Source organism: Pseudomonas sp. RIT-PI-o (assembly GCF_001297215.1).
Classification (GTDB): domain Bacteria; phylum Pseudomonadota; class Gammaproteobacteria; order Pseudomonadales; family Pseudomonadaceae; genus Aquipseudomonas; species Aquipseudomonas moraviensis_A.
Map to the genome: position 1 here is coordinate 232,218 of NZ_LHPA01000044.1, position 23,609 is coordinate 255,826.

Consider the following 23,609-nt stretch of genomic DNA (forward strand, 5'->3'; position numbering starts at 1 on the left):
GTCATGCACCGGCCCTCATCGGGTGGCGCAATGGAAAGCAGCGGGCGCTGCTTTCGTGTTCAAGAATCCTGTGCGTCCTGCGTCAGTACCACTTGGGATCTTTCTTCAGGGTTTCCATCAGCAGATCCTGCATGCCCTGATCAGGTTTGCCGAAGAATCGATACGTCGCGTGTCGCGTTGGCGACTTGTCCTGCGGCAGACCTTCCGGGACATCGACCAGCATGGCGTAGGCGTCATCCTTGTCGAAGCTGAAGGCAACGATCAAACGGTGATTCAGGCACTTGTCCTGACTCTCGCAGAGCGGCCCGACCAGATACTTGTCGCCATCTTCCGTAACGGCATTCATCTGTTGCTCGGAGGTTCCGGACAGGTTGATCACCCACTCCGGTACGCGCTCTTCCTTTTTGATCACACCTTCCCAGGTTTCGCGATACTGCTCGTCGGAAGCGAGCAGTTCGTTGACCCGGGCCTGGCCGTCATTGGCCGCCATGGCCATGGCACTGCCGCCCAGAAGCAGGGCGGCGGCCAATGTCTTGAGACCGATCATCGTTAACCTCGGCCGCGACGGCCAAAGAAGAAGGAAGCGATGAACATCACCAGGAACACGACAAAGAGAATCTTGGCGATACCCGTGGCGGTGCCCGCGATACCACCGAAGCCCAGTACGGCGGCGATGATGGCAATGATCAAGAATGTAATTGCCCAGCTCAACATGGTGATTCTCCTTACTTGTCTATTTAGGGGTGTTTGCGGTTTCCGACGCTCAGGCGTCCGAATTTGTTCAACGACTTAGAAAACCCAGCGCTCTTCCCGTGGCAGTTGATCCAGCGGTTGCGCCTGGTCTACATCGATCATGTGCATCGAAGCGTTTTCGGCTTGGCTGCTGCTCACGGCACTGAAGTGCTTTTGAGTGCTGTGCTGCATCGAAATGAGTGGCTCGGGTTTGCGGCTGTTTTCCCAGCTCATGTATTGCTGGCAGACGATCAGGGTAATCAACAACGCCAGTACGCCGAACAGACCTTGCTGGATCTGCAGTGGCGAGATACGTACTTGGGCGGCAGTTGGGCGAGTCATCCTGTGTTCCTCACGCTTGTTCGGTTGGGGCAGTGCTGATCTGCCCGGGCTGAGTGAGGTATTGCAGCCTGCATGCCAGTTTTTTGTTGTCTGAAAATATCAATAAAAACAATGGCTTACGTACGCTTGAGAAATTTCCTGCGACGCATCCTGCACGATGGCTCTTCTGCGGTCGTGCGCAATGCACGATTATTTCGTGGGAAATTTCGATGATATGGAATTGCTACCGGTACGCAGATGTCAGAAGAGGACGCAGGATCTGCCCTGCAAATCGCTGGCTGTTTTAAAACTCAACGAAATCAATGAATTGGCCGTTATGGCAGTAGAGAGCTACCCTCCTATGGCTGGTATCGTTCAGAATCAACCATGCAACTTGCCCGATTTTTCCGGGACTAACCCAAGACTAATCACTATGGAGCGTAGGAAAAATGGAATCTGCCACTGAGCAACAAGGCCGCATTCTGCTGGTGGACGATGAATCCGCCATCCTGCGTACGTTTCGTTATTGCCTCGAAGACGAAGGCTACACGGTCGCCACGGCCAACAGCGCGGCGCAAGCCGATGCTTTGCTGCAACGCCAGGTCTTCGACCTGTGCTTCCTCGATTTGCGCCTGGGCGAGGACAACGGTCTCGACGTCCTCGCGCAAATGCGCATTCAGGCGCCTTGGATGCGCGTGGTGATCGTCACCGCGCATTCGGCGGTCGACACCGCCGTTGATGCCATCCAGGCTGGCGCCGCCGACTATCTGGTCAAACCGTGCAGCCCCGACCAACTACGTCTGGCCACCGCCAAGCAGCTGGAAGTGCGGCAGCTGTCGGCGCGTCTTGAAGCCCTCGAAGGCGAGATCCGCAAACCGAAAGACGGCCTCGATTCCCATAGCCCGGCGATGAAGGTCGTACTGGAGACAGCCCGCCAGGTCGCGAGCACTGACGCCAACATTCTTATCCTCGGCGAATCCGGCACTGGTAAAGGTGAACTGGCCCGTGCAATCCACGGCTGGAGCAAGCGCGAGAAGAAGTCCTGCGTAACCATCAACTGTCCGTCGCTGACTGCCGAGCTGATGGAAAGCGAGCTGTTCGGCCATAGCCGTGGCGCCTTCACCGGGGCCAGCGAAAGCACGCTCGGTCGGGTTAACCAGGCTGACGGTGGTACGCTGTTTCTCGACGAGATCGGCGACTTTCCACTGACGTTGCAACCCAAGTTGCTGCGTTTCATCCAAGACAAGGAATATGAGCGGGTGGGCGACCCGGTGACTCGCCGTGCCGATGTGCGCATTCTCGCCGCGACCAACCTGAACCTCGAAGACATGGTCCGCGACGGTCGCTTCCGCGAGGATCTGCTCTATCGCCTCAACGTCATCACCCTGCACCTGCCGCCATTGCGTGAGCGCGCCGAAGACATCCTGACCCTTGCCGATCGCTTCCTCGCACGTTTCGTCAAAGAGTACGCGCGCCCGGCGCGCGGCTTCAGCGATGAGGCGCGCGAAGCGCTGCTCGGTTATCGCTGGCCGGGCAACATTCGCGAGCTGCGCAACGTGGTCGAGCGGGCGAGCATCATCTGCCCGCAGGAGCGCGTGGAAATCAGCCACCTGGGCATGGCCGAACAACCGGCCAACAACGCGCCACGGGTCGGTGCGGCGCTGAGCCTGGATGAGCTGGAGAAAGCGCACATCGGGGCGGTTCTGGCCACCGCTGGCACACTGGATCAAGCGGCGAAAACCCTCGGCATCGACGCCTCGACCCTGTATCGCAAACGCAAGCAGTACAACCTGTGAGCACTGCGCGATGAAACTGGCGATCAAGCTGCGCACGCGCCTGTTCCTGAGCATTTCTGCACTGATCACCGTGGCCTTGCTCGGGCTTCTGCTCGGGCTGGTCAGCGTGATGCAGATGGCCGGGTCGCAGGAAGCGCTGGTGCGCAGCAACTTCGTCACCCTGGATCTGGGCCTCAAATTGCGCCAGACCCTCGGCGATCAGTTGATCATCATGCTCGCGGAAAAGCCCGACCCCGTTGCCTTCGAAGCGTCCAAGCAGCATTACTTCCAGTTGCTCGACCAAGGCATCGCCCAGCAGTCGGAGAGTGAAGATCAGCCTTACGGTTTCCGCCAGGCCAAGGCCGATTACCTTAACTTCCTCGACTCCTTCGATGTCAGCGCCGAAGCGGCGAAGGATGCCAGTACCAGCGCGGATTTCCGCGAGCGCTTCAATATCCTGCGCAACGGTTTGATTGCGGAACACAAGCACGCGCTGGACAGTATCAACGAGGTGCAGCACGCCGCCCGCGAACGTGCCTTGCTGATCGCCGGGCTGCTCGGTCTGGTCGGGCTGGCGGTGCTGATCATCGGTTTTGTCACAGCGCAAGGCATTGCCCGCCGCTTCGGCGCGCCGATCGAAGCGCTGGCCAAGGCTGCCGATAACATAGGGCAGGGTAACTATGACGTGACCCTGCCGATTTCCACCGCCATGGAAGTCAACCTGCTGTCGCGGCGCTTCGGTCTGATGGCCGAGGCGTTGCGCGAACACCAGGCGATGAATGTCGACGAGCTGTTGGCCGGTCAGCAACGCCTGCAAGCGGTGCTCGACAGTATCGACGACGGTTTGTTGATGATCGATCGCCAAGGCCAGCTCGAACACCTCAACCCGGTCGCTCAGCGTCAGTTGGGCTGGGAAGATGATCGTCTCGGCCAGGGCTTGGGCACCGCACTCGGTCGCCCGGAACTGGATGCACAACTGCAACTGGTGCTGCGCGGCGGCACGCTGGAGCGGGCGCCGGAAGATCTGAGTATCGAAGTCGATGGTGAATCGCGCCTTCTGACTTATAGCCTGACGCCGGTCAGCCACACCCAGGGGCATATTCTCGGCGCGGTCATGGTGCTGCACGACGTCACCGAACAACGTGCGTTCGAGCGGGTTCGCAGCGAATTTGTTCTGCGCGCTTCCCATGAATTGCGTACGCCGGTGACGGGCATGCACATGGCTTTCGGGCTGTTTCGTGAGCGGGCCAAGTTTCCGGCGGAGTCGCGCGAGGCTGACCTGCTGGATACGGTCAACGAGGAAATGCAGCGCCTGATGCAGTTGATCAACGACTTGCTCAATTTCTCGCGCTACCAGAACGGTTTGCAGAAACTCACCCTGGCGCCATGTTCCATTGAGGACTTGCTGGAGCAGGCGCAGCTGCGCTTTGCCGAAGCGGCGGCGGCCAAAGGTGTTGCGCTGAACGTCGAGATTCAAGGGCCGTTGCCACGTTTGCAGGCCGATCAGGCGCAACTCGATCGTGTCCTCGACAACCTGATCGACAACGCGCTGCGCCACACTGCACGCGACGGGCAGATCCGTCTGCAGGCGCGTCGTCATGGCGAGCGGGTGATCATCAGCGTCGAAGACAACGGTGAAGGCATTGCCTACGGCCAGCAGGGGCGGATCTTTGAGCCGTTCGTGCAGGTCGGTCGCAAGAAGGGTGGCGCCGGGCTCGGCCTGGCGCTGTGCAAGGAAATCGTCCAGTTACACGGCGGACGCATGGGCGTTTATTCGCGGCCGGGGCAGGGCACCCAGTTCTACATGGCGCTGGCGGTTTAGGCTTCGTCGTCCATACGTCGTCCTGCGAGCCGGCGTCCGCGGGTGATCAGTTCGATGAACTGCACGGCGCTCAGCGCATGGGCGAACAACCAGCCCTGACCGAATTTCACCCCTTCACTGCTGAGCAAGGTCGCCTGGGATTCCAGTTCGATGCCTTCAGCAATTACCTTCAGATCCAGCGCCTGCGCCATGTGAATGATGTGCGGCGCGACGCCGCTGCTCGCCGCGTCATGGCCCAGCGCATCAATGAAGGCCTTGTCGATCTTCAGGCAATCCACTGGCAGGGTCTGCAGATAGGCGAGGCTGCAGTAGCCAGTGCCGAAGTCGTCGATCAGTACTTGATGGCCAACGTCGCGCAAGGCTTGCAGGTTTTCCCGAGCGACGACCACATCGATCAGGCCGCGCTCGGTGACTTCGAAGGCAATCTGCCGCGCCGCAACACGGTGCAGCGCCAGCAGGCGCGCCATGACCTGGCCGATGCGCGGCACCATGACATCGCACGCCGCGAGGTTCACCGAGATATACAGCTGCGGATTGGCGCGCAATAACTGGCCCAGTTGTTCGAGCAAACGCTGCAACACGAAGTCGGTCATCTGCCGGATCTGTCCGGTGTTCTCGGCCATCGGAATGAACAGGTCGGGGCTGGTCAGCGTGCCGTCCGGGCGCCGCCAGCGCAGCAGGGCTTCGGCGCCGACGCAGTTGCGGCTGTCGAGGTCGAAGATCGGTTGATACAGCACCTGTAACTCACCCCGACGGATCGCCCCGTGCAACTCGGCATCCAGCGATTGCCGCTGGCGCACCAGCAGGAAGGTCAGAAACCCGACAATGGCCCCGGCAATCAGGCACACCGGCAACAGCCACCACCACACCGCAGGGATATGCACGCCAGTGCGCGGCGTAATCAATACCAGCTGGTATTCCGGATTATCGGTGGGCATGCGATAGATCAACCGCGTTTGCGTCACCTGCAGTGCATCACGACTTTTCGGTGGCCAGGGTTCGGTGGGCGGCCAGACCTGTGCAAAGCCAAGTACCGGGATCGCGCGAGTGCCGTGATCGAGCACCACCAGCAGGCTGCTACCGGGCGACAGATCGACCATGTCGGTCAAATGCCCGCGCGAGGTGGCGACGCGAAAATTGCCGCGACCGAGCATGAGCGCCGCGCGGTTTTCATCAGGTTCAGTGGTGGTGTTCAGCCAATAACTGTATGTCGGGCCCTGGATGTCCGGAGCACGATCCAGCGACAGGCCTTCCTGACGCGGACGATTGGAGCAGAACCGCGAGGCGTCCATGTAGGCGGCTTCGTAGACGAAGCGATAGTTGAAAGTGACTTGCTGCAAGGTCGCGATCATTTCTTCGTCGCAGCCGCGCAGGGGCTGGGCTTCGAGATCGTCGAGGCTTTCGCGCAACTGGCCGAACAATTGTTCGAGGCGGGCGAGGAAACGCTCACCCTGCGCGTTCATTTCCTGGCTCTCGCGCAACTCCATCTGCCGCATCGCCGCGAACATACTGCCGGCGATCAACAGGCTGGCACTGAGGACAGCCGCGATCATCGCCAAAAAACCGGGGCGATAAAACCAGCTACGCAACGTTTCTCGGGTAGCAGCCATCAAGGAATTTCCGAAGAATTACCATGAGTTATAGCTGCTGATTGCGATTTCGCCCTGACCGTCGGGCGGGCGTCATTATTTTGTCTGGTTGAGCACCAGGAGAAGTGCTGCCGTTTGCGCATCCGGCGTGCCGTCGAAACGGGCGGGGCGGTAATGCATCTGGAATGCGGCAAGGACGTGGCGGGTGGCTACATCCAGCTCACCGGTCTGCGGCGTGTCGTAGCCCAGCCGGGCGAGTTGCGCCTGGAACCAGCCGATTTCCGGCAGTGGACTGCTGTTGAACACCGCTTGCTGACGCGCCACGGCTTGTTCGTTCGGCCATAGGCCCAAGCCCTCATCCGCGAGACGTTTCCACGGGAACAGTGGACCCGGATCGAGCTTGCGCAGAGGCGCGATGTCGCTGTGACCAATGATGTGTCGGGGACTGATGCCGTTGCGTTGGCTGATGTCCTTGAGCAGGGTGATCAGCGACTGGATTTGCGCTTCGCTGTACGGGTACCACAGGCGCCCGGTCGGGGTGTCCTTGTAGCCGGGATTGACGATTTCAATGCCGATGGAGCTGGAGTTAAGCCAGGTACGGCCCTGCCACTGACTTTCGCCGGCGTGCCAGGCGCGCTGGTTTTCGTCCATCAACTTATAGATCGTGGCGCCCTTGTCATCGCCGATCAGGTAATGGCTGCTGACCTCGCCATGGGTCAGCAATTGCAGCGAACGCTCCAGCGATGCCGAGGTGTAATGCACCACGACGAACTGGATGCGGCTGTCGTAATTGGTCGAAGGATGGCTGGTGTCGTAGCGCGGGCCGCTGGCGCAACCAGCGAGGACGAGCAGCGAGGCAAACAGGGCAAAGAATTTCATGGCAAAGGACGATACGCAAAAGACAATAATGCAACAGTGTAACGTACGGATCTGGCCAGAGTCCGCCAGCGGGCGGATTTAAACAAAATGGAACAATTGCCTCAGCCCAGCTCCACGCGGTTGCGTCCGGCGTTTTTCGCCCGATACAGCGCCTGATCGGCTCTTTTCAGCACCAGATCGCTGTGTTCGCCCACCCTGAAAGAAGCCAGCCCCATGGAAATCGTTATGGTCACCCGCTCGCCCTTGAAGTGAAACGGGCAGGCCTCGATCGCCGCACGCAGGGTTTCCAGGAGTTTCGCGCCTGCCGCTGGCGGCGTTGCCGGCAGTAACAGCACGAACTCTTCGCCGCCGAAGCGAGCAATGAAATCCGAGCCGCGCAGGCGTTTGCGCAGCACCGTGGCGATGATCTTCAGGACTTTATCGCCGGCCAGGTGGCCGTAGCTGTCGTTGATGCGCTTGAAGTGATCGAGGTCGAGCATGGCCAGGCTCAGGGTATTGCCGTGTTGCTGCCACTGCTGGATTTCATGCTCGAGGCGTTCACTCCACGCCGCGCGGTTGGGCAGGCCGGTCAGCGGGTCGATCAGGGCTTTCTGCCGCTGCTCCTCAAGATGTTCGCGGAAACCCAGAGCTTCCTGTTCCATATGCGCCACGCGCTCCGACAGGCTCTTCAGTCTGGCGGCGACTTCCTGCTCGCGGGCGTCGCGCTGTTTCTGGTGCTGATCCATGGTGCCGAGCAGGCCTTCCAGATGATTCTCCAGCACATGCTTGAGGTCATCGAGGTCGGCAGCTTGCTGGACGCTGCTCTGCAAGCCGTCGACCTGTTCACGGATCTGCGAATCCATGGCCCGCGCCGCCGAGCTGTTGTCGGCATGCCCTTCGCTGGCCGCTTGCAGGTTGCTCTGAAACGCTTCGAGGCGTTCGTTGAGCTGTTGCAGATAGGCTTCGAACTCATGTTGACCGCTGTCAGTAATCGCCAGCATCAAGGTTGCGAGATCGTCGAGGATCGGCAGCAATTCGTACCAGTTCAAGCCGTGCTTCAGCCGTTCGCGCATGGCTTCGGCTTGGGGCCGATGACGCTCGGGCAGGGTCAGGTCGTCGAGCAGGCCGATCAGCGTGTCTTCGATATGCCTGGCCACGGAGCTGTAGGACGGCTCCGGCGAGTCCGGCAGGGCGAAGAGGATGTCGTGTTCCGGCTGATCCGGGTCGATGGCGGCCAGGGCCTGGGCGATCGGCTCGGGCAAGGGCAGGCTGTCGAGAATCAACGCGGCCGGATCGCCGGGGTGGCTCAGTTCGTCGGGATTGACTGCCTCGGTGGTGGGCGATTGCGCCGAGGCGCCTGGCGCCGCGGATGCGCCTGGCTCAATCTGCGCTGGTTCGGCTTCAACAGTGACAACAGGCGTCGCGAACGCGACGACTTCCGGTTCGGGCGCGACCTGCACAGGCGTCTCGACGGTCGCGGCGGGAGCCTCAATCGCCGGTTCAGGGTCTGTGACCGCTGCCGTTTGCGTGGGTTGCGGTTCGGGTTGCTGAGCTTCGACCGGCTGCGGCACGGGTGGTGCTGGAATCTCTGCCGTGGGTGCGGTGGTTTCCTCACTCTCGCGACTGCCAAACAGACGCTGCAACAACCCCGGCCGGCCCGGTTCGGCAGGCGTCTCTAGCTGACTCAAGGCCTTGCCCTGCAAGCCACTGAGCTCGCTCAGCAGCAGGGGCATTTCCCGCGCCTGACCGACGCGGCTGTCCAGTTGTTTGGCAAATTTCTTCAGCGGTTGCGCGACTTCCCGCGGCAAGGGAAGGGCCTGCAACTGGGTGACCAGTGCGGTCAGCGCGGTGCTGACCTGATCGATGCGGGTTTCGCGGCGCTGCTCGGAGTCGAGCACGGCTTTTTCCAGACGCGGCAGCAGGGCGGCGAGGCCGGCGTCCATGTCATCGGTGCGCACGACTTCGCGCATTTCCTTCATGCACTGATCGACAGCCTTGTCGGTGCCTTCGGCCGCCAGCGTGCTGCGCACCAGCCCGCGCCGCAGCAGGTCGAGTCGCGCGGCCCAGCGGCGTTCGAGCTTGTCCTGCTGTTCGATGCTCTTGAGGTACTTCTCTTTCCAGCGCTGGGCGTCGTCGCTCATTCACAGGTTCCGCGAGGGGCAGGGCTCAACGCGGGCAATGCGTCGGCCGTGAGCGAACCCGGCAGACGAATTTCCACCGCGACCGGCAGGTGATCGGAAATGGGCTGGGCCAGCACCTCGACCTTTTCCAGGGTCAGGGTCGGGCTGAGCAGAATATGATCAAGGCAACGCTGTGGGCGCCAGCTGGGGAAGGTCGCTTCCACCTGCGGGGCCAGCAGGCCGAGATCGCGTAACGGCGAGTGTTCGAGCAGGTCGCTGGCGTGGGTGTTCATGTCACCCATCAGCACCTGATGCTTGTAGCCGCTGATCAAATCACGAATGTAGGCCAGTTGCAGGCTGCGCGTCCGCGCGCCGAGGGCCAGATGCATCATCACCACCACCAGCGCTTCCGGACCTTCGCCGAAGCGCAGCAGGATTGCGCCGCGACCTTTCGGACCGGGCAGCGGGTGATCCTCGATCGCCCACGGCTTCAGGCGGCTGAGCACGCCATTGCTGTGCTGGGCCAGCCGGCCGAGGTTGCGATTGAGTTGTTGATACCAGTAGGGGAAGGCGCCGAGATGGGCCAGGTGCTCGACCTGATTGACGTAGCCCGAACGCAGGCTGCCGCCATCGGCTTCCTGCAGGGCGACCAGATCGAAGTCGCCGAGCAGGTCACCGATCTTCTGCAGATTGCCGGAACGCCCGGTGTGCGGCAGCAGATGCTGCCAGCTGCGGGTCAGGTAATGCCGATAGCGCTCGGTGCTGATGCCGACCTGAATGTTGAAACTGAGCAAGCGCAGACGCTGGTCTGCGGGCAGGCCCGTAGACGCCAGATGATGCTCGTTGACCTGCGGATCATGCAGGCCAACGATGCGTTCGGACTTCCAGCGGCGCATGGCGAATGCCGCGCTTAGTTGGCAGCCGCCTTGGTTGCTGCTCGCTCTTTGGCGACCAGATCGTCAGCCAGCTTCAACGCTTGCTCGGCACCGCCGGCAGAGCCGATGTCGAAGCGATATTTACCGTTGACGATCATGGTTGGCACGCCGGTGATTTCGTACTTCTTGGCCAGCTCTTTGGCCTTGTTGATCTGACCTTTGATCGCGAACGAGTCGAAGGTGGCGAGGAACTTGTCCTTGTCCACGCCTTGAGTGGCGAGGAAGTCAGCCATGTCGTTCTTGTCGGTGAGCTTCTTGTGTTCTTTCTGAATGGCGTTGAATACCGCAGCGTGAACCTGGTGCTCGACACCCATCGCTTCGAGGGTCAGGAACATCTGGCCGTGAGCGTCCCACGGTCCGCCGAACATCGCCGGAATGCGCACGAAGTTGACGTCGGACGGCAGTTTTTCAACCCACGGGTTGATGACGGGTTCAAAGGCGTAGCAATGCGGGCAGCCGTACCAGAACAGCTCGACCACTTCGATCTTGCCAGGCACTGCAACCGGGACCGGGTTGGCCAGTTCGACATAAGGGGCGGCAGGGGCTTCAGCGGCCTGGGCGGTGAAGCCGAACAGGCTGGCAGCGACGAGGGCGGCGCTGATGATCAGATTACGCATGCTTTACTCCTGGACAATTTGGGTCGCCTCGCTCGACCTGTTTCGACACAGATCCTGGCGGGCATGAGTGCTGTAGTGTAACGGTAGCGGCCACAAAAAAGGGCGGCCAAAGCCACCCTTTTTATACTTGCTGCGAAGGATTAATCGAGCGTTAACGTGGCAGGCGTTGCGCGCCTCGCTCAACACTCGAACAAGGGCCTCAGTGCAGGCCCTGGATGTAGCTGGAAACCGCAGCGATGTCTTCGTCGCTCAGCTTGCGCGCGATGGTGCGCATGGTCATGGCATCACCGTCATTGGCACGACCGTCGACTTCCTTGCGGAAATCGGTCAGCTGCTTGGCGATGTATTGAGCGTGCTGGCCACCCAGATGCGGGAAGCCTGCGGCGGCGTTGCCGGCGCCATTCGGCGAGTGGCAACCGGTGCAGGCTGGCAGGCCTTTTTCCAGGTTGCCGCCACGGAACAGCGCTTCACCGCGCGCGACGATCTTCGGATCGGCGGCGCCGACGCTGCCTTTCTGGCTGGCGAAGTATGCGGAGATATCGGCCAGATCCTGATCATTCAGGTTGGTCAGCAGCCCGGTCATTTCCAGAACCACGCGTCTGCCCGACTTGATGTCGTGCAATTGCTTGTCGAGGTAGCGTTCACCCTGACCTGCCAGTTTCGGAAAGTTCGGCGCCATGCTGTTGCCGTCCGGGCCATGGCAGGCCCCGCACACGGCGGCTTTGGCCTGGCCTGCTGCGGCATCGCCGGCAGCATGGGCGACGCCTGAAATTCCCACGGTCAACAGCAGACTCACGATCAATTTGTTCATCAGCTAATCCAACTACGGCTAAGGGTTAAGTTATGGACCGGGCTTACTCTCGCTCATCCACAGGATGATGGCCTGGTAATCCTCGGCACTGCAGTCCATGCACAAACCACGCGGCGGCATCGCCTTGAAACCCTGGGTTACGTGTTGCACCAGCGTCCCCATACCTTTCGCCAACCTCGGCGTCCAAGCTTCCTGATCGCCTCTTGCGGGCGCCATGGGTAGTTGGCCGGAATGACAGGCACCACAAACACGGTTGTACACAGCTTCCGGATCCTGTGTAGCCTGTGCGCTGTAAAGCGGCACCAAGACTCCGGCAGCCAGCAGCCATTTCGTCATAAAACGACCTTTTCAGGGTTGAGAGCGTTCTGCGTTCTAATGCGCAATCAAAGTCTGGCGCTCTCGTGAACTTCATCCTTCGCTGGGACAAAGCACACACAAAATCTGCGGCATTATATACTGGCGTCACTGAAACGGAAGCGACACCGCGTTCCGCGCCCATTCCCGGCGCCGCCCACATCGGAAATCCCATGCAACTCAAGAATCCCATCCTCGGCCTGTGCCAACAGTCCACATTCATGCTCAGTGCCGCCAAAGTCGACCAATGCCCGGACGACGAAGGCTTCGAAGTGGCGTTTGCCGGTCGTTCCAACGCTGGCAAATCCAGCGCGCTGAACACCCTGACCCACGCCAGTCTGGCGCGCACCTCGAAAACTCCGGGTCGCACACAGCTGTTGAACTTCTTCAAGCTAGACGATGATCGCCGTCTGGTCGACCTGCCGGGCTACGGTTATGCAAAAGTACCGATCCCGCTCAAGCAACACTGGCAGCGCCACCTCGAGGCTTACCTCGGCGGTCGAGAGAGTTTGAAAGGTCTGATTCTGATGATGGACATCCGCCATCCGATGACCGACTTCGACCTGCTGATGCTCGATTGGGCCGTCGCCGCCGGCATGCCGATGCACATCCTGCTGACCAAGGCCGACAAGCTCACCTACGGCGCAGCCAAGAACACCCTGCTGAAAGTACAGTCGGAAATCCGCAAAGGCTGGGGCGACTCGATCACCATCCAACTCTTCTCTGCGCCAAAACGCATGGGCCTGGAAGAGGCTTACACCGTACTGGCCGACTGGATGGAACTGGCAGACAAAAACACCGAGGCCGCCGCCGAGTAAGACAAGTTCAAAACTGTCTGTGGTGCTGTCAGGCAAGGCAAAAGCACCGCTAAAACGGCCGGGGTCGCGCTCGACTTTAGGGGACCTAAATGAGCATTTTTAGCGGTGCTTTTAACGCAGCATGACGGCATCACAGCCAGTTTTGAGGCAAAAAAAGCCCCGGGATTCATTGGGGAGGGAGAATTCCGGGGTCTAAGTTCCGAACCGCTAGGGCGGGGTTCAGATATCTGCCAACACTTAACACAACATAGGAGCATCGAAGGGCTTCACCAGCCATTCAGTACCTCTGAGTGTTCCACCGGCAGATTAGTTCAGATTTTTTTCAAAAAGCTTTGGAATAGCCTCAAGCATTTATCGGTCTAAGCCGGTTTCCCGGGCTTGCCGCGACGCCGTGTCGCGGCCACGCTGCACCCTGCTCAGTGCGCCTCATCCCAATTGTTGCCGACGCCGACTTCCACCAGCAGCGGCACGTCCAGTTTCGCCGCTTCGCTCATGTGCAGGCGAATCTCGGTGCTGACCTGCTCGACCAGATCCTCGCGAACCTCCAGCACCAGTTCATCGTGCACTTGCAGGATGACCCGGGCATCCAGCCCCGACGTCGCCAGCCAGTTGTCCACGGCGACCATGGCTTTCTTGATGATGTCCGCCGCCGTGCCCTGCATCGGCGCGTTGATCGCCGTGCGTTCTGCGGCGGCGCGTTCCTGCGGCTTGTTCGAGTTGATCTCCGGCAGGTACAGGCGACGACCGAAGAACGTTTCAACGTAGCCCTGATCGGCCGCCTGTGCGCGGGTGCGCTCCATGTACTCGCGAACGCCTGGATAACGGGCGAAGTACGTATCGATGTAGGCCTTGGCGGTCTTGGTGTCGACGCCGATGTCCTTGCCGAGCTTCTGCGCGCCCATGCCATAGATCAGACCGAAGTTGATCGCCTTGGCGCTGCGGCGCTGGTCCGAGGTCACTTGCTCAAGCTCGACCTTGAACACTTCGGCGGCGGTCGCGGTGTGCACGTCGAGGTTGTTGCGGAAGGCGTTCATCAGGCCTTCGTCGCGGGACAGGTGCGCCATGATCCGCAACTCGATTTGCGAGTAGTCCGCCGCCAGCAGTTTGTAACCCTTCGGCGCGACGAACGCCTGACGAATGCGCCGGCCTTCGGCGGTGCGCACCGGGATGTTCTGCAGGTTCGGATCACTGGAGGACAAGCGACCGGTCGAGGCCACCGCCTGATGATACGAGGTATGAATGCGTCCGGTGCGCGGGTTGATCTGCTCCGGCAGACGATCGGTGTAAGTGCTTTTCAGCTTGCTCATCGAACGGTGCTCCATCAGCACTTTCGGCAAGCGGTGATCGTCTTCGGCGAGTTTCGCCAGCACTTCTTCAGCGGTGGACGGCTGGCCTTTGGCAGTTTTCTTCAGCACCGGCAGGCCAAGCTTTTCATAGAGGATCACCCCCAGTTGCTTGGGCGAGCCGAGGTTGAATTCCTCCCCGGCAATCTCGAAGGCCTCTCGCTCGAGCGCGACCATTTTGTTGCCCAGCTCGATGCTCTGGATCCCGAGCAGCTCGGCATCGACGAACGCGCCCTGGCGCTCGATGCGCGCCAGCACGGGCACCAGCGGAATCTCGATGTCGGTCAGCACGCTGGCCAGGCTCGGAATCGCGCTTAGCTTCTCGAACAGAGCCTGGTGCAGACGCAGGGTGATGTCGGCATCTTCGGCGGCGTAGGGACCGGCCTGTTCCAGGGCGATCTGGTCGAAGGTCAGTTGCTTGGCACCTTTGCCGGCGATGTCCTGAAAGCTCACCGTGGTGTGGTCGAGGTACTTCTGCGCGAGGCTGTCCATATCGTGACGGGTCGCGGTGGAGTTGAGCACGTACGACTCAAGCATGGTGTCGAAGGCGATGCCGCGCACGCTGATGCCTTCGTTCTGGTCGCCGCCGATGGCGCAGTTGGCCAGAATATTCATGTCGAACTTGGCGTGCTGGCCGACCTTGAGCTTGTTCGGGTCTTCCAGGATCGGCTTGAGTGCGCGCAGCACGGTGTCGCGATCCAGTTGCTCCGGTACGCCGATGTAGGAGTGGGTCAGCGGAATGTAGGCGGCTTCGTTGGCCTGTACGGCGAACGACAGACCGACCAGTTGTGCCCGCTGCGCGTCGATGCCGGTGGTTTCGGTGTCGAAGGCGATCAGCTTGGCGTTGCGCAGTTTTTCCAGCCAGACGTCAAAGCGGGCCTGATCGAGGATGGTTTCGTACGCGGCTTCGGCAGGGGCAGTGGCTGCCTCGGCTTGTGGAGCACTGAACAGATCATGGGTGGGCGCAGGTTCGGCAGCCGCACTCAGTTCCAGGCGTTTGGCATCGCGATCGAGGTCGTTGAGCCAGCTCTTGAATTCCAGCAGGGTGTAGAGCTCGTAGAGTCTGGCCGGGTCTTCCTGACCCATCTGCAGATCATCGAGGCCGATATCCAGCGGCACATCGATCTTGATGGTTGCCAGTTGATAGGAGAGGAAAGCCATTTCCTTGTGCTCTTCGAGCTTGGCCACCAGGGTTTTCGCCCCACGAATCGGCAGGGTCGGCACGATATCCAGATTTTCGTACAGCTCTTTAAGACCGCCGTTGACGCCGACCAGCAGGCCGGACGCCGTCTTCGGGCCGATGCCCGGCACGCCCGGAATGTTGTCGGAGGAATCGCCCATCAGCGCCAGATAATCGATGATCTGCTCCGGTGCGACGCCAAATTTCTCTTTGACGCCCTCCACATCCATCGAACTACCGGACATGGTATTGACCAAGGTAATGTGGCCGTCGACCAATTGCGCCATGTCCTTGTCACCGGTGGAGATGATCACCGGGCGGTCCGCCGCCGCGCTGCTGCGCGCCAGGGTGCCGATCACGTCGTCGGCCTCGACGCCGTCCACGCACAGCAGCGGGAAGCCGAGGGCGATCACACTCTGGTGCAGCGGCTCGATCTGCACGCGCATGTCATCGGGCATGCTCGGGCGGTTGGCCTTGTATTCGGCGTACATCTCATCGCGAAATGTCCCGCCTTTGGCGTCGAATACCACGGCGAACGGGCTGTCCGGGTACTGCTTGCGCAGACTCTTGAGCATGTTCAGCACGCCTTTGACCGCACCGGTCGGCAGGCCTTTGGACGTGGTCAGTGGTGGCAGTGCATGAAAGGCGCGGTACAGGTAAGACGAACCGTCCACCAGGACGAGGGGGGCTTGGCTCATGAGCAGGATCAACCTTTTCGGCGGGTCCGGGGCTAGAATAGCGGGACCGTTGACGACAAAGGGACAAGGTTATCATGCGTACGTTAAATCGCTTGCTGCTGGTCGGGTTGATCGCTGTCTCACCACTGGCCGCGATGGCGGCGGATGATGCGCCTGGCGCCGACCCCGACGTCACCATCCGCACGGAGGGCGACAAGACCATTCAGGAGTACCGCCAGAACGGTTTCCTGTATGCGATCAAAGTCACGCCGAAGGGCGCGCCGCCGTATTTTCTGGTGCGCGCCGACGGGACGGATGCCAATTTCATCCGCTCGGATCAGCCGGATATGCTGATCCCGTCATGGAAGATCTTCGAATGGAAGTAGGTTTTTAATTCACCCGGCGCCGCCGTTGCGGCGCCCGTACTGGCAGTTAAGACATGTCTGTGTTCACTCCCCTGGCTCGGCCCGAGCTGGAAACCTTTCTCGCCCCATACGGGCTTGGCCGCCTGCTTGATTTCCAGGGGATCGCCGCCGGCAGCGAAAACACCAACTTCTTTATCAGCCTGGAGCAGGGCGAATTCGTCCTGACCCTGGTCGAGCGCGGTCCGGTGCAGGAGATGCCGTTCTTCATCGACCTGCTCGACGTGCTGCACGAAGCCGACCTGCCGGTGCCGTATGCCCTGCGCACCAGTGACGGCGTGGCGTTGCGTGAACTCAAAGGCAAGCCCGCGCTGCTGCAACCGCGCCTGTCGGGCAAGCACATCAAGGTCGCCAATGCCCAGCATTGCGCCCAGGTCGGCGAATTGCAGGCACATCTGCACCTGGCGACCCAGGGCGAGCGCATGATCAAGCGCAAGACCGATCGCGGTCTGGACTGGATGCTGGAGGAGGGCGGCGAGTTGTTGTCCCACTTGAGCGAAGAGCCGCAGGCCTTGCTGCAAAAGGCGCTGGACGAAATCACCGCGCAGAAGGAAAGAATTCTCGCGCTGCCGCGGGCAAACATCCACGCCGATCTGTTCCGCGACAACGCGATGTTCGAAGGCACGCACCTGACCGGGTTGATCGACTTCTACAATGCCTGCTCGGGGCCGATGCTGTACGACGTGGCAATCGCGTTGAACGACTGGTGCTCGGATGAAGCGGGTGTGATCGATGGCCCGCGGGCCCGAGCGTTTCTCGGTGCCTACGCCGCGCTGCGCCCATTCACGGCGGCGGAAGCTGAACTGTGGCCGACGATGCTGCGCGTGGCTTGTGTGCGGTTCTGGCTGTCACGCTTGATCGCCGCCGAGCAGTTCGCCGGGCAGGACGTGTTGATTCACGACCCGCGGGAGTTCGAGCAGCGGCTGGTACAGCGGCAGAAGGTCAGCACACCGTTGCCTTTCGCCCTTTAAAAGCTTCGCGAGCAGGCTCACTCCTACAAGGGAATGCATTCCAAATGTAGGAGTGAGCCTGCTCGCGATTGAGGCGAAGCCGAATCAGCCCTAAAGCGATTCCAGGCATCCGGCGAGATCATTGCCGAGTTTTTCCAGCACCTGCTCATACCCCTGAGCCGTCGCCGGGGTGTACCCACCCAGCGCATCCAGCTCGGCCAGTTTCACCGGCAAACCGGCCACCAGCGTTTCCGCCAGACGCGGACGCAACGGTGGCTCGCTGAATACGCAAGTCTTGCCCACTTCCTGCAAGCGCTTGCGCATCGCCGCCACATGCTGAGCGCCTGGCTGCACTTCAGCCGCGACGGCGAACACCCCGGCGTGCTTCAAGCCGTAAGCGTCTTCGAAATAATCAAACGCCTCGTGAAAGACGAAGTACGGCTTGCCTTCGACATTGGCCAGACGCTTCTTCAAGCGCTGATCCAGCGCACCCAGACGTTCATCGAAGGCTTTGGCGTTGCTCTGATAACGCTGGGCATTGGCCGGGTCGGCGGCGCTGAGATCGGCGGCCATTTTGTCGGCGATCACCCGGGCGTTGATCGGTGACAGCCATAAGTGCGCGTCCAGCGAGCCGGGGCGATGGTCGTGGTCATGCTCATCGGCCTCTTCGGCGTGGGAATGGTTGTCTGCGCCGAAATGGCGCAATTTCAGCCCCGGCAGATCCTGCACCGCGACACTCGGCAGGCTGCGACCGCTGAGCACCCGCGGCAGGAAGCCTTCCATGTCCGGGCCGATCCAGTAGAGCAGATCGACCGACTGCACCTTCCGTACGTCGGAGGGGCGCAGGGCGTAATTGTGCGGCGAGGCACCCGGTGGCAACAGCACCTCGGGAATCGCCACGCCGTCCTGCACGGCAGCGGCAATCAACTGCAACGGTTTGATGCTGGTGAGCACTTTGACCTCGGCCTGAGCCGTACCGGTCAGCAGAAAAACGGCAACAAAGGCCACAAAAACAGAAAAAAGTCGGGACACGATGACCACTCAAGGAAGCGAGAACGGGTAACATAATAACGTCTCCAGCAAATCTCGTCGCCGCTCATGCCTATTACACCGATTGCCAGCCGTCCCCACGACCACTCCCATTGCGTGCACAGCGCTTTGTCCGAGGCCGATACCTTGTGCGCGCAAAAAGGTTTGCGTCTGACCGCTCTGCGCCGCCGCGTGCTGGAATTGGTCTGGCAGAGCCACAAGCCACTGGGTGCCTACGACATCCTCGCCGTGCTCAGCGAGCAGGACGGCCGCCGGGCCGCGCCGCCGACCGTGTACCGCGCGCTGGATTTCCTCCTGGAAAACGGCCTGGTTCATCGCATCTCGTCGCTCAACGCCTTCGTCGGCTGCGTGCATCCGGAGCATGCGCATCAGGGTCAGTTCCTGATCTGCCGCGACTGTCACGCCGCTATCGAACTTGAGCAAAAAGTGATCAGCGACGCAATTATCAGCAGCGCCAAAGACGTCGGCTTCATCGTCGAAGCGCAGACGGTCGAAGTGGTCGGCCTGTGCGCCGGTTGCCAGGGGGCCTGATGAGCAATGCGCTGATCCGTCTGGAGCAGGTCGCCGTCACGTTTGCCGGGCAGACTGTGCTGGACAACATCGAGCTGAGCGTCGAGCCGGGGCAGATCGTCACCCTGATCGGCCCCAACGGCGCCGGCAAGACCACGCTGGTGCGCGCCGTGCTCGGGCTGTTGAAGCCGAACAGCGGCAGCGTCTGGCGCAAGCCGAAACTGCGCGTTGGCTACATGCCGCAGAAGCTGCACGTCGATCCGACGCTGCCGCTGTCAGTCCTGCGGTTTCTGCGCCTGGTACCCGGTGTGGATCGCCCGCGTGCCTTGGCGGCATTGAAGGAAGTCGGCGCCGAACACGTGATCGACAGCCCGGTGCAGAGTGTTTCCGGCGGCGAAATGCAGCGCGTGCTGCTGGCTCGGGCCCTGCTGCGTGAGCCTGAGCTGCTGGTGCTCGACGAACCGGTGCAGGGCGTCGACGTGGCTGGGCAGGCCGAGCTGTACAGCCTGATCACCCGTCTGCGCGACCGCCACGGTTGCGGCGTGCTGATGGTGTCCCACGATTTGCATCTGGTGATGAGCACCACCGATCAGGTGGTCTGCCTCAACCGCCACGTCTGCTGCTCCGGGCATCCCGAGCAGGTCAGCGGTGATCCGGCATTCGTCGAGCTGTTCGGCAAGAATGCGCCGAGCCTGGCGATCTATCACCACCATCACGACCACGCCCACGACCTGCACGGTTCGGTGGTCAAAGGCCCGCTGAGCGGGCAACCTCATGTTCATGGAGACGGCTGCAAGCATGGCTGATTTTCTCTTGTATGCCCTGCTTGCAGGTCTGGCGCTGGCGCTGGTGGCCGGACCGCTCGGCTCGTTTGTGGTGTGGCGGCGCATGGCCTATTTCGGCGACACCCTGTCCCACGCCGCGCTGCTCGGCGTGGCACTGGGCTTTCTGCTGGATGTCAGCCCGACTGTAGCGGTGACGGTCGGGTGCCTGCTGCTGGCGGTGCTGCTGGTGACCCTGCAACAGCGCCAGCCACTGGCGTCTGACACGCTGTTGGGAATTCTTGCGCCGAGCACGCTCTCTCTCGGCCTGGTGGTACTAAGCTTCATGCATGAAGTGCGGATCGACCTGATGGCTTATCTGTTTGGCGATCTGCTGGCGATCAGTCCGAGCGACCTGGCGTGGATCCTCGGCGGCACCGCGGCGGTGCTGGTGTTGCTGGTGACGCTGTGGCGGCCGCTGCTGGCGGTCACCGTGCACGAAGAACTGGCGCGGGTCGAGGGCCTGCCGGTGGCCGGTCTGCGCTTGGCACTGATGTTGTTGATCGCGGTGGTGATCGCAGTGGCGATGAAAATCGTCGGGGTATTGTTGATCACTTCGCTGCTGATCATTCCGGCCGCTGCGGCACAGCGTCACGCCCGTTCGCCGGAGCAGATGGCCCTGGGCGCGAGCCTGCTGGGCATGCTCGCGGTGTGCGGCGGGCTGGCGTTGTCATGGTTCAAGGACACCCCGGCGGGGCCGTCGATCGTGGTGACGGCGGCCGCGCTGTTTCTGTTGAGTTTTGTTCTGCCCCGTCGTGGGGTGTAGACTTGGCCGCTTTTTGCGCAATTAGAGAGTCGCAGGAATGAAGCCGTTCGCCTCCCGTTATCTGCTCCTTGTCGCATTTTCAGTGCTGCTGGGCGCCTGCCAAAGCACGCCGCCGGTGGCTGAAGTCCCGGATGCGCGGGCTACGGCCATCGCACAGCTGGAGCAAAGCCTGGCCAGCAGCGAACTGGCCACCGCCGAAGACCAGTTGGCCGCGTTGCAGGCCGAAACCCCTAACGATCAATCCCTCGAGCAGTATCAGCGGCAGTTGGCGGAGGCGTACCTGCGCCGCAGCCAGATCGTCCTGCAGAAAGGTGATGTCAACGCTGCCGCCACTGCATTGAGCCGTGCCCGCGCCTTGATGCCCAAGGCCCCCGCGCTGACTGGCGGTGTCAACGGCGCGATCACTGAAGCGCGCAAGGCCGAGCTGGAAAAGGCTGAAGCCGCGCTGCTGGCTGCCGAGGCCCGGCCGAAAGCCAAGGTCATCGACCCCACTGCCGAGAGCACCACGGTTGCGCTGAACATTGGTGATATTCACAAGCTGCAACGCCAACTCGATGCGATTGCCGCCGATGTGGTGAATTATGAGTGCGCCGTCAGCATCCAGGCCCCACGCACCGCGGATTATCCGTGGCTGGCGACCTTGCTGACCAAGCGAGTGAAGAAGCTCGATCCTGACTTTGATTTGCAGATCGAGAAGCAGATCTTGCGCACGGTGCCGGCGCAGATGGTGTTGAGCCCGCGTAAACCCTAAAAAAGCTTCGCGAGCAGGCTCGCTCCCACAGGTGCAGCAATGTATCTGTGGGAGCGAGCCTGCTCGCGAAAGCGTCCTCTCAGCCAATAAAGATCTTAAGCCGGAATCGCCTTGGCCTTAGGCTCCCGCGCCCAGACCCGATGCTCGCCAATCGCGGCGAAGAACGGCTTGGTCAACGCGCCGACATCAGCGCCCTGCAACAACCCCGCATCCGCATCCAGCTTCAACAAGTCCTGCAATTGCTTGGCCTCGCCGTGCAGTGCGATCGCCTTCAGGTGCTTGTACGCTTCGAGCAGGTAATGCAGCGCCACACCGTCACCGCTCAACGCGGTAATCGACGCTGCGCCACCCGGTACGAACACCGCATCGAACGCAATTGAAGGCATGCCTTCCATCGACGCATCCACCGGCAATGCCTTGCCGTCAGCGGTCTTCACTGGCGCCGAGGTCGGGCCAAGTAGTTTCGCGTGGGCGCCTTCGGCTTCAAGTGCTTTCTTCATCGCATCGATGGCCGCAGCGTCAACACCGTTGGCAGCAAGGATCGCCACTTTGCGCGTCTTGATATTGCCGGGCAGCAGGTTGGCCTGGCTCAGCGCTGGCGACTGCTCAAGCGAGGTCTTGCGCACTTCGACCGTGCCTTTGGCTGGCGCCGGCAAACCGAGGTTCTCCGCCACGCGTTTGGCCAGGGTCAGGTCGATATTGGCGAGGATCTCGTTCACTTCACGTGCACGGATGAACTCACGCTCGACCTTGCCCAGTTCGAAGCTGTACGCGGCGATGATGTGCTCTTTCTCATGGTCGCTCATGCTGTTGAAGAACAGCCGCGCCTGAGAGAAGTGATCGCTGAACGACTCACTACGCTGACGGATCTTCGCGGCGTCGATGCGCTCTGGATAGCTCTCGAAACCACCGTCCTGTGCCGCCGGCGGGGTCTCTTTCGGCCAGCCGCCGTCGATCGAGTTCGGCTCGTAGGAAGCGCGGCCCTTGTCGATAGTGGTGCGGTGTTGCGCGTCGCGCTGGCCGTTGTGGAACGGCGCGACCGGACGGTTGATCGGCAGCTCATGGAAGTTCGGCCCGCCGAGTCGGCTGATCTGCGTGTCGGTGTAGGAAAACAGCCGACCTTGCAGCAGCGGGTCGTTGGAGAAGTCGATACCCGGCACGATGTGGCCCGGGCAGAAGGCGACCTGTTCGGTTTCCGCGAAGAAGTTGTCCGGGTTGCGGTTCAGGGTCATTTTGCCCAGCGGGGTGATCGGCACGATTTCTTCGGGAATGATTTTGGTCGGGTCGAGGATGTCGAAGTCGAAGTCGTGTTCGTTCTCTTCTTCGACAATCTGCACGCCCAGTTCCCATTCCGGGTAGTCACCCATCTCGATCGCTTCCCACAGGTCGCGACGGTGGTAGTCGGTATCTTTCCCGGCGAGCTTCTGCGCCTCGTCCCACACCAGCGAACAGGTGCCGGCGGTTGGGCGCCAGTGGAATTTGACGAAGCGCGACTTACCCTCGGCATTGATCAGGCGGAAGGTGTGCACGCCGAAACCCTGCATGCTGCGCAGGCTTTTCGGGATGGCCCGGTCGGACATTGCCCAGATCACCATGTGCGCAGATTCCGGCACCAGCGAAACGAAGTCCCAGAACGTGTCGTGAGCCGAGCCGCCGGTGGGGATTTCATTGTGCGGCTCGGGTTTCACCGCGTGCACGAAATCAGGAAACTTGATCGCGTCCTGAATGAAGAACACTGGCATGTTGTTGCCGACCAGATCGAAGTTGCCTTCGTCGGTGAAGAATTTCACTGCAAAGCCGCGCACGTCTCGCACGGTATCGCCGGAACCCCGTGGCCCCTGCACCGTGGAAAAGCGCACGAACACTGGCGTCTTCTTGCCCGGATCCTGTAGGAAACCAGCCTTGGTCAGCGCTGCATGGTTCTCGTAGGTCTGAAAGAAACCGTGGGCGCCGGTACCGCGTGCGTGGACGATGCGCTCCGGAATCCGCTCATGGTCAAAGTGCGTGATCTTTTCACGCATGATGAAATCTTCCAGCAGCGACGGCCCGCGCGGCCCGGCTTTGAGGGTGTTCTGGTTGTCCGCGATCTTCACGCCCTGATTGGTGCGCAGGGCCTGACCGGTGGCGTCTGAACGGAACTCTTCCAGGCTGTCGAGCTTGGCGTTGGTGTTGGCGCGATCCGGGGTATCGGTCCCGGCCATTTCGCTTTTATCGGGTGCAGGCTTTTTGATGCTCATCAGACGTAAACTCCTCGTTTGGCCCCGGATGCCTTCCGCAGACCCTTGAGTGATTCCCGGGCACGGCACCCAGGGTTTCAAGTCGCTTAAGTAGTGACTGATGAGCGTTTCAGCCGTTCCGTTTATCTGACCTTTGATCGCGTTATTGCC

At 61.1% G+C, this 23,609-nt stretch carries 22 protein-coding genes; 9 read left to right on the forward strand and 13 right to left on the reverse strand.

The features are described 5' to 3' along the window. Positions 1–82: 82 nt before the first annotated feature. The 3 genes from AEQ63_RS24950 to AEQ63_RS24955 all read right to left on the reverse strand — a co-directional run bounded on the left by AEQ63_RS24950 (position 83) and on the right by AEQ63_RS24955 (position 1,074). Positions 83–547: an inhibitor of vertebrate lysozyme family protein gene (locus AEQ63_RS24950; RefSeq protein WP_042608286.1), complete on the reverse strand. Its 465-nt coding sequence runs from the start codon at positions 545–547 to the stop codon at positions 83–85. Between the two features lie 2 nt (positions 548–549). Then, the gene (locus tag AEQ63_RS27500) at positions 550–714 is read right to left on the reverse strand and encodes a DUF1328 domain-containing protein (protein WP_003177151.1); all 165 of its coding nucleotides are present in this window, start codon (positions 712–714) and stop codon (positions 550–552) included. Positions 715–789: 75 nt separating this feature from the next. Beyond that, on the reverse strand, positions 790–1,074 hold the full coding sequence (locus AEQ63_RS24955; protein ID WP_039757148.1) for a hypothetical protein: 285 nt from the start codon (positions 1,072–1,074) through the stop codon (positions 790–792). A gap of 428 nt (positions 1,075–1,502) precedes the next feature. Here AEQ63_RS24955 and algB point away from each other — a divergent pair, with 428 nt between their 5' ends. Continuing rightward, positions 1,503–2,849, forward strand: a complete 1,347-nt coding sequence (algB, locus tag AEQ63_RS24960) for a sigma-54-dependent response regulator transcription factor AlgB (RefSeq protein WP_024014980.1) — start codon at positions 1,503–1,505, stop codon at positions 2,847–2,849. A gap of 10 nt (positions 2,850–2,859) precedes the next feature. Further along, complete coding sequence (locus AEQ63_RS24965; RefSeq protein ID WP_064365232.1) at positions 2,860–4,650, forward strand: ATP-binding protein; 1,791 nt, start codon at positions 2,860–2,862, stop codon at positions 4,648–4,650. On the opposite strand, the gene AEQ63_RS24970 is transcribed toward AEQ63_RS24965, so the two are convergent. The 7 genes from AEQ63_RS24970 to AEQ63_RS25000 form a co-directional block, all read right to left on the reverse strand. After that, on the reverse strand, positions 4,647–6,260 hold the full coding sequence (locus tag AEQ63_RS24970) for an EAL domain-containing protein (RefSeq protein ID WP_064365233.1): 1,614 nt from the start codon (positions 6,258–6,260) through the stop codon (positions 4,647–4,649). The genes AEQ63_RS24965 and AEQ63_RS24970 overlap by 4 nt on opposite strands. 75 nt (positions 6,261–6,335) lie before the next feature. Beyond that, positions 6,336–7,118 (reverse strand): N-acetylmuramoyl-L-alanine amidase, encoded by a 783-nt coding sequence (locus tag AEQ63_RS24975; RefSeq protein ID WP_042608289.1) that lies wholly within the window; start codon positions 7,116–7,118, stop codon positions 6,336–6,338. 101 nt (positions 7,119–7,219) lie between these two features. Continuing rightward, positions 7,220–9,238: a diguanylate cyclase gene (locus tag AEQ63_RS24980; protein ID WP_064365234.1), complete on the reverse strand. Its 2,019-nt coding sequence runs from the start codon at positions 9,236–9,238 to the stop codon at positions 7,220–7,222. Continuing rightward, positions 9,235–10,113 (reverse strand): endonuclease/exonuclease/phosphatase family protein, encoded by an 879-nt coding sequence (locus AEQ63_RS24985; RefSeq protein ID WP_024014985.1) that lies wholly within the window; start codon positions 10,111–10,113, stop codon positions 9,235–9,237. Before AEQ63_RS24985 ends, AEQ63_RS24980 begins: the two co-directional genes overlap by 4 nt. Before the next feature lie 14 nt (positions 10,114–10,127). Continuing rightward, entirely contained in the window at positions 10,128–10,769 is a 642-nt protein-coding gene (locus AEQ63_RS24990) for a thiol:disulfide interchange protein DsbA/DsbL (protein ID WP_064365235.1), read from the reverse strand. 199 nt (positions 10,770–10,968) lie between these two features. Then, positions 10,969–11,580, reverse strand: a complete 612-nt coding sequence (locus AEQ63_RS24995; RefSeq protein WP_064365236.1) for a c-type cytochrome — start codon at positions 11,578–11,580, stop codon at positions 10,969–10,971. Between the two features lie 30 nt (positions 11,581–11,610). Continuing rightward, positions 11,611–11,916: a c-type cytochrome gene (locus AEQ63_RS25000; protein WP_039757140.1), complete on the reverse strand. Its 306-nt coding sequence runs from the start codon at positions 11,914–11,916 to the stop codon at positions 11,611–11,613. A gap of 191 nt (positions 11,917–12,107) precedes the next feature. On the opposite strand from AEQ63_RS25000, the gene yihA reads away from it, so the two are divergent. Beyond that, positions 12,108–12,752: a ribosome biogenesis GTP-binding protein YihA/YsxC gene (yihA, locus tag AEQ63_RS25005; protein ID WP_056791221.1), complete on the forward strand. Its 645-nt coding sequence runs from the start codon at positions 12,108–12,110 to the stop codon at positions 12,750–12,752. A gap of 416 nt (positions 12,753–13,168) precedes the next feature. Here yihA and polA read toward each other — a convergent pair whose 3' ends face one another. Continuing rightward, entirely contained in the window at positions 13,169–15,973 is a 2,805-nt protein-coding gene (gene polA / locus AEQ63_RS25010; RefSeq protein ID WP_064365237.1) for a DNA polymerase I, read from the reverse strand. A gap of 74 nt (positions 15,974–16,047) precedes the next feature. Between polA and AEQ63_RS25015 the strand changes: the two genes are divergently transcribed. Next, the gene (locus AEQ63_RS25015) at positions 16,048–16,338 is read left to right on the forward strand and encodes a DUF2782 domain-containing protein (RefSeq protein WP_042608295.1); all 291 of its coding nucleotides are present in this window, start codon (positions 16,048–16,050) and stop codon (positions 16,336–16,338) included. Between the two features lie 53 nt (positions 16,339–16,391). Then, the gene (locus AEQ63_RS25020; protein WP_042608296.1) at positions 16,392–17,345 is read left to right on the forward strand and encodes a homoserine kinase; all 954 of its coding nucleotides are present in this window, start codon (positions 16,392–16,394) and stop codon (positions 17,343–17,345) included. A gap of 90 nt (positions 17,346–17,435) precedes the next feature. Here the strand turns inward: AEQ63_RS25020 and AEQ63_RS25025 are convergent, their stop codons facing one another. Beyond that, entirely contained in the window at positions 17,436–18,356 is a 921-nt protein-coding gene (locus tag AEQ63_RS25025) for a zinc ABC transporter substrate-binding protein ZnuA (protein WP_082367967.1), read from the reverse strand. Between the two features lie 66 nt (positions 18,357–18,422). Here AEQ63_RS25025 and AEQ63_RS25030 point away from each other — a divergent pair, with 66 nt between their 5' ends. Genes AEQ63_RS25030 through AEQ63_RS25045 form a run of 4 tightly spaced genes read left to right on the forward strand, consistent with a single transcriptional unit; the run spans position 18,423 to position 21,222 of the window. Then, complete coding sequence (locus tag AEQ63_RS25030; RefSeq protein ID WP_042608298.1) at positions 18,423–18,905, forward strand: Fur family transcriptional regulator; 483 nt, start codon at positions 18,423–18,425, stop codon at positions 18,903–18,905. After that, positions 18,905–19,690 carry a zinc ABC transporter ATP-binding protein ZnuC gene (znuC, locus tag AEQ63_RS25035; protein WP_039757132.1) on the forward strand — a complete coding sequence of 262 codons (786 nt, stop codon included), beginning with the start codon at positions 18,905–18,907 and terminating at the stop codon, positions 19,688–19,690. Before AEQ63_RS25030 ends, znuC begins: the two co-directional genes overlap by 1 nt. After that, a complete protein-coding gene (gene znuB / locus AEQ63_RS25040) occupies positions 19,683–20,471 on the forward strand; it encodes a zinc ABC transporter permease subunit ZnuB (RefSeq protein ID WP_016772340.1) in 789 nt (262 codons plus the stop codon). The genes znuC and znuB overlap by 8 nt, the downstream gene beginning before the upstream one ends. A 37-nt stretch (positions 20,472–20,508) precedes the next feature. After that, complete coding sequence (locus tag AEQ63_RS25045; RefSeq protein ID WP_042608299.1) at positions 20,509–21,222, forward strand: PA5502 family lipoprotein; 714 nt, start codon at positions 20,509–20,511, stop codon at positions 21,220–21,222. A gap of 95 nt (positions 21,223–21,317) precedes the next feature. Here the strand turns inward: AEQ63_RS25045 and katE are convergent, their stop codons facing one another. After that, positions 21,318–23,459 carry a catalase HPII gene (gene katE / locus AEQ63_RS25050; protein ID WP_024014993.1) on the reverse strand — a complete coding sequence of 714 codons (2,142 nt, stop codon included), beginning with the start codon at positions 23,457–23,459 and terminating at the stop codon, positions 21,318–21,320. Between the last annotated feature and the right edge of the window lie 150 nt (positions 23,460–23,609).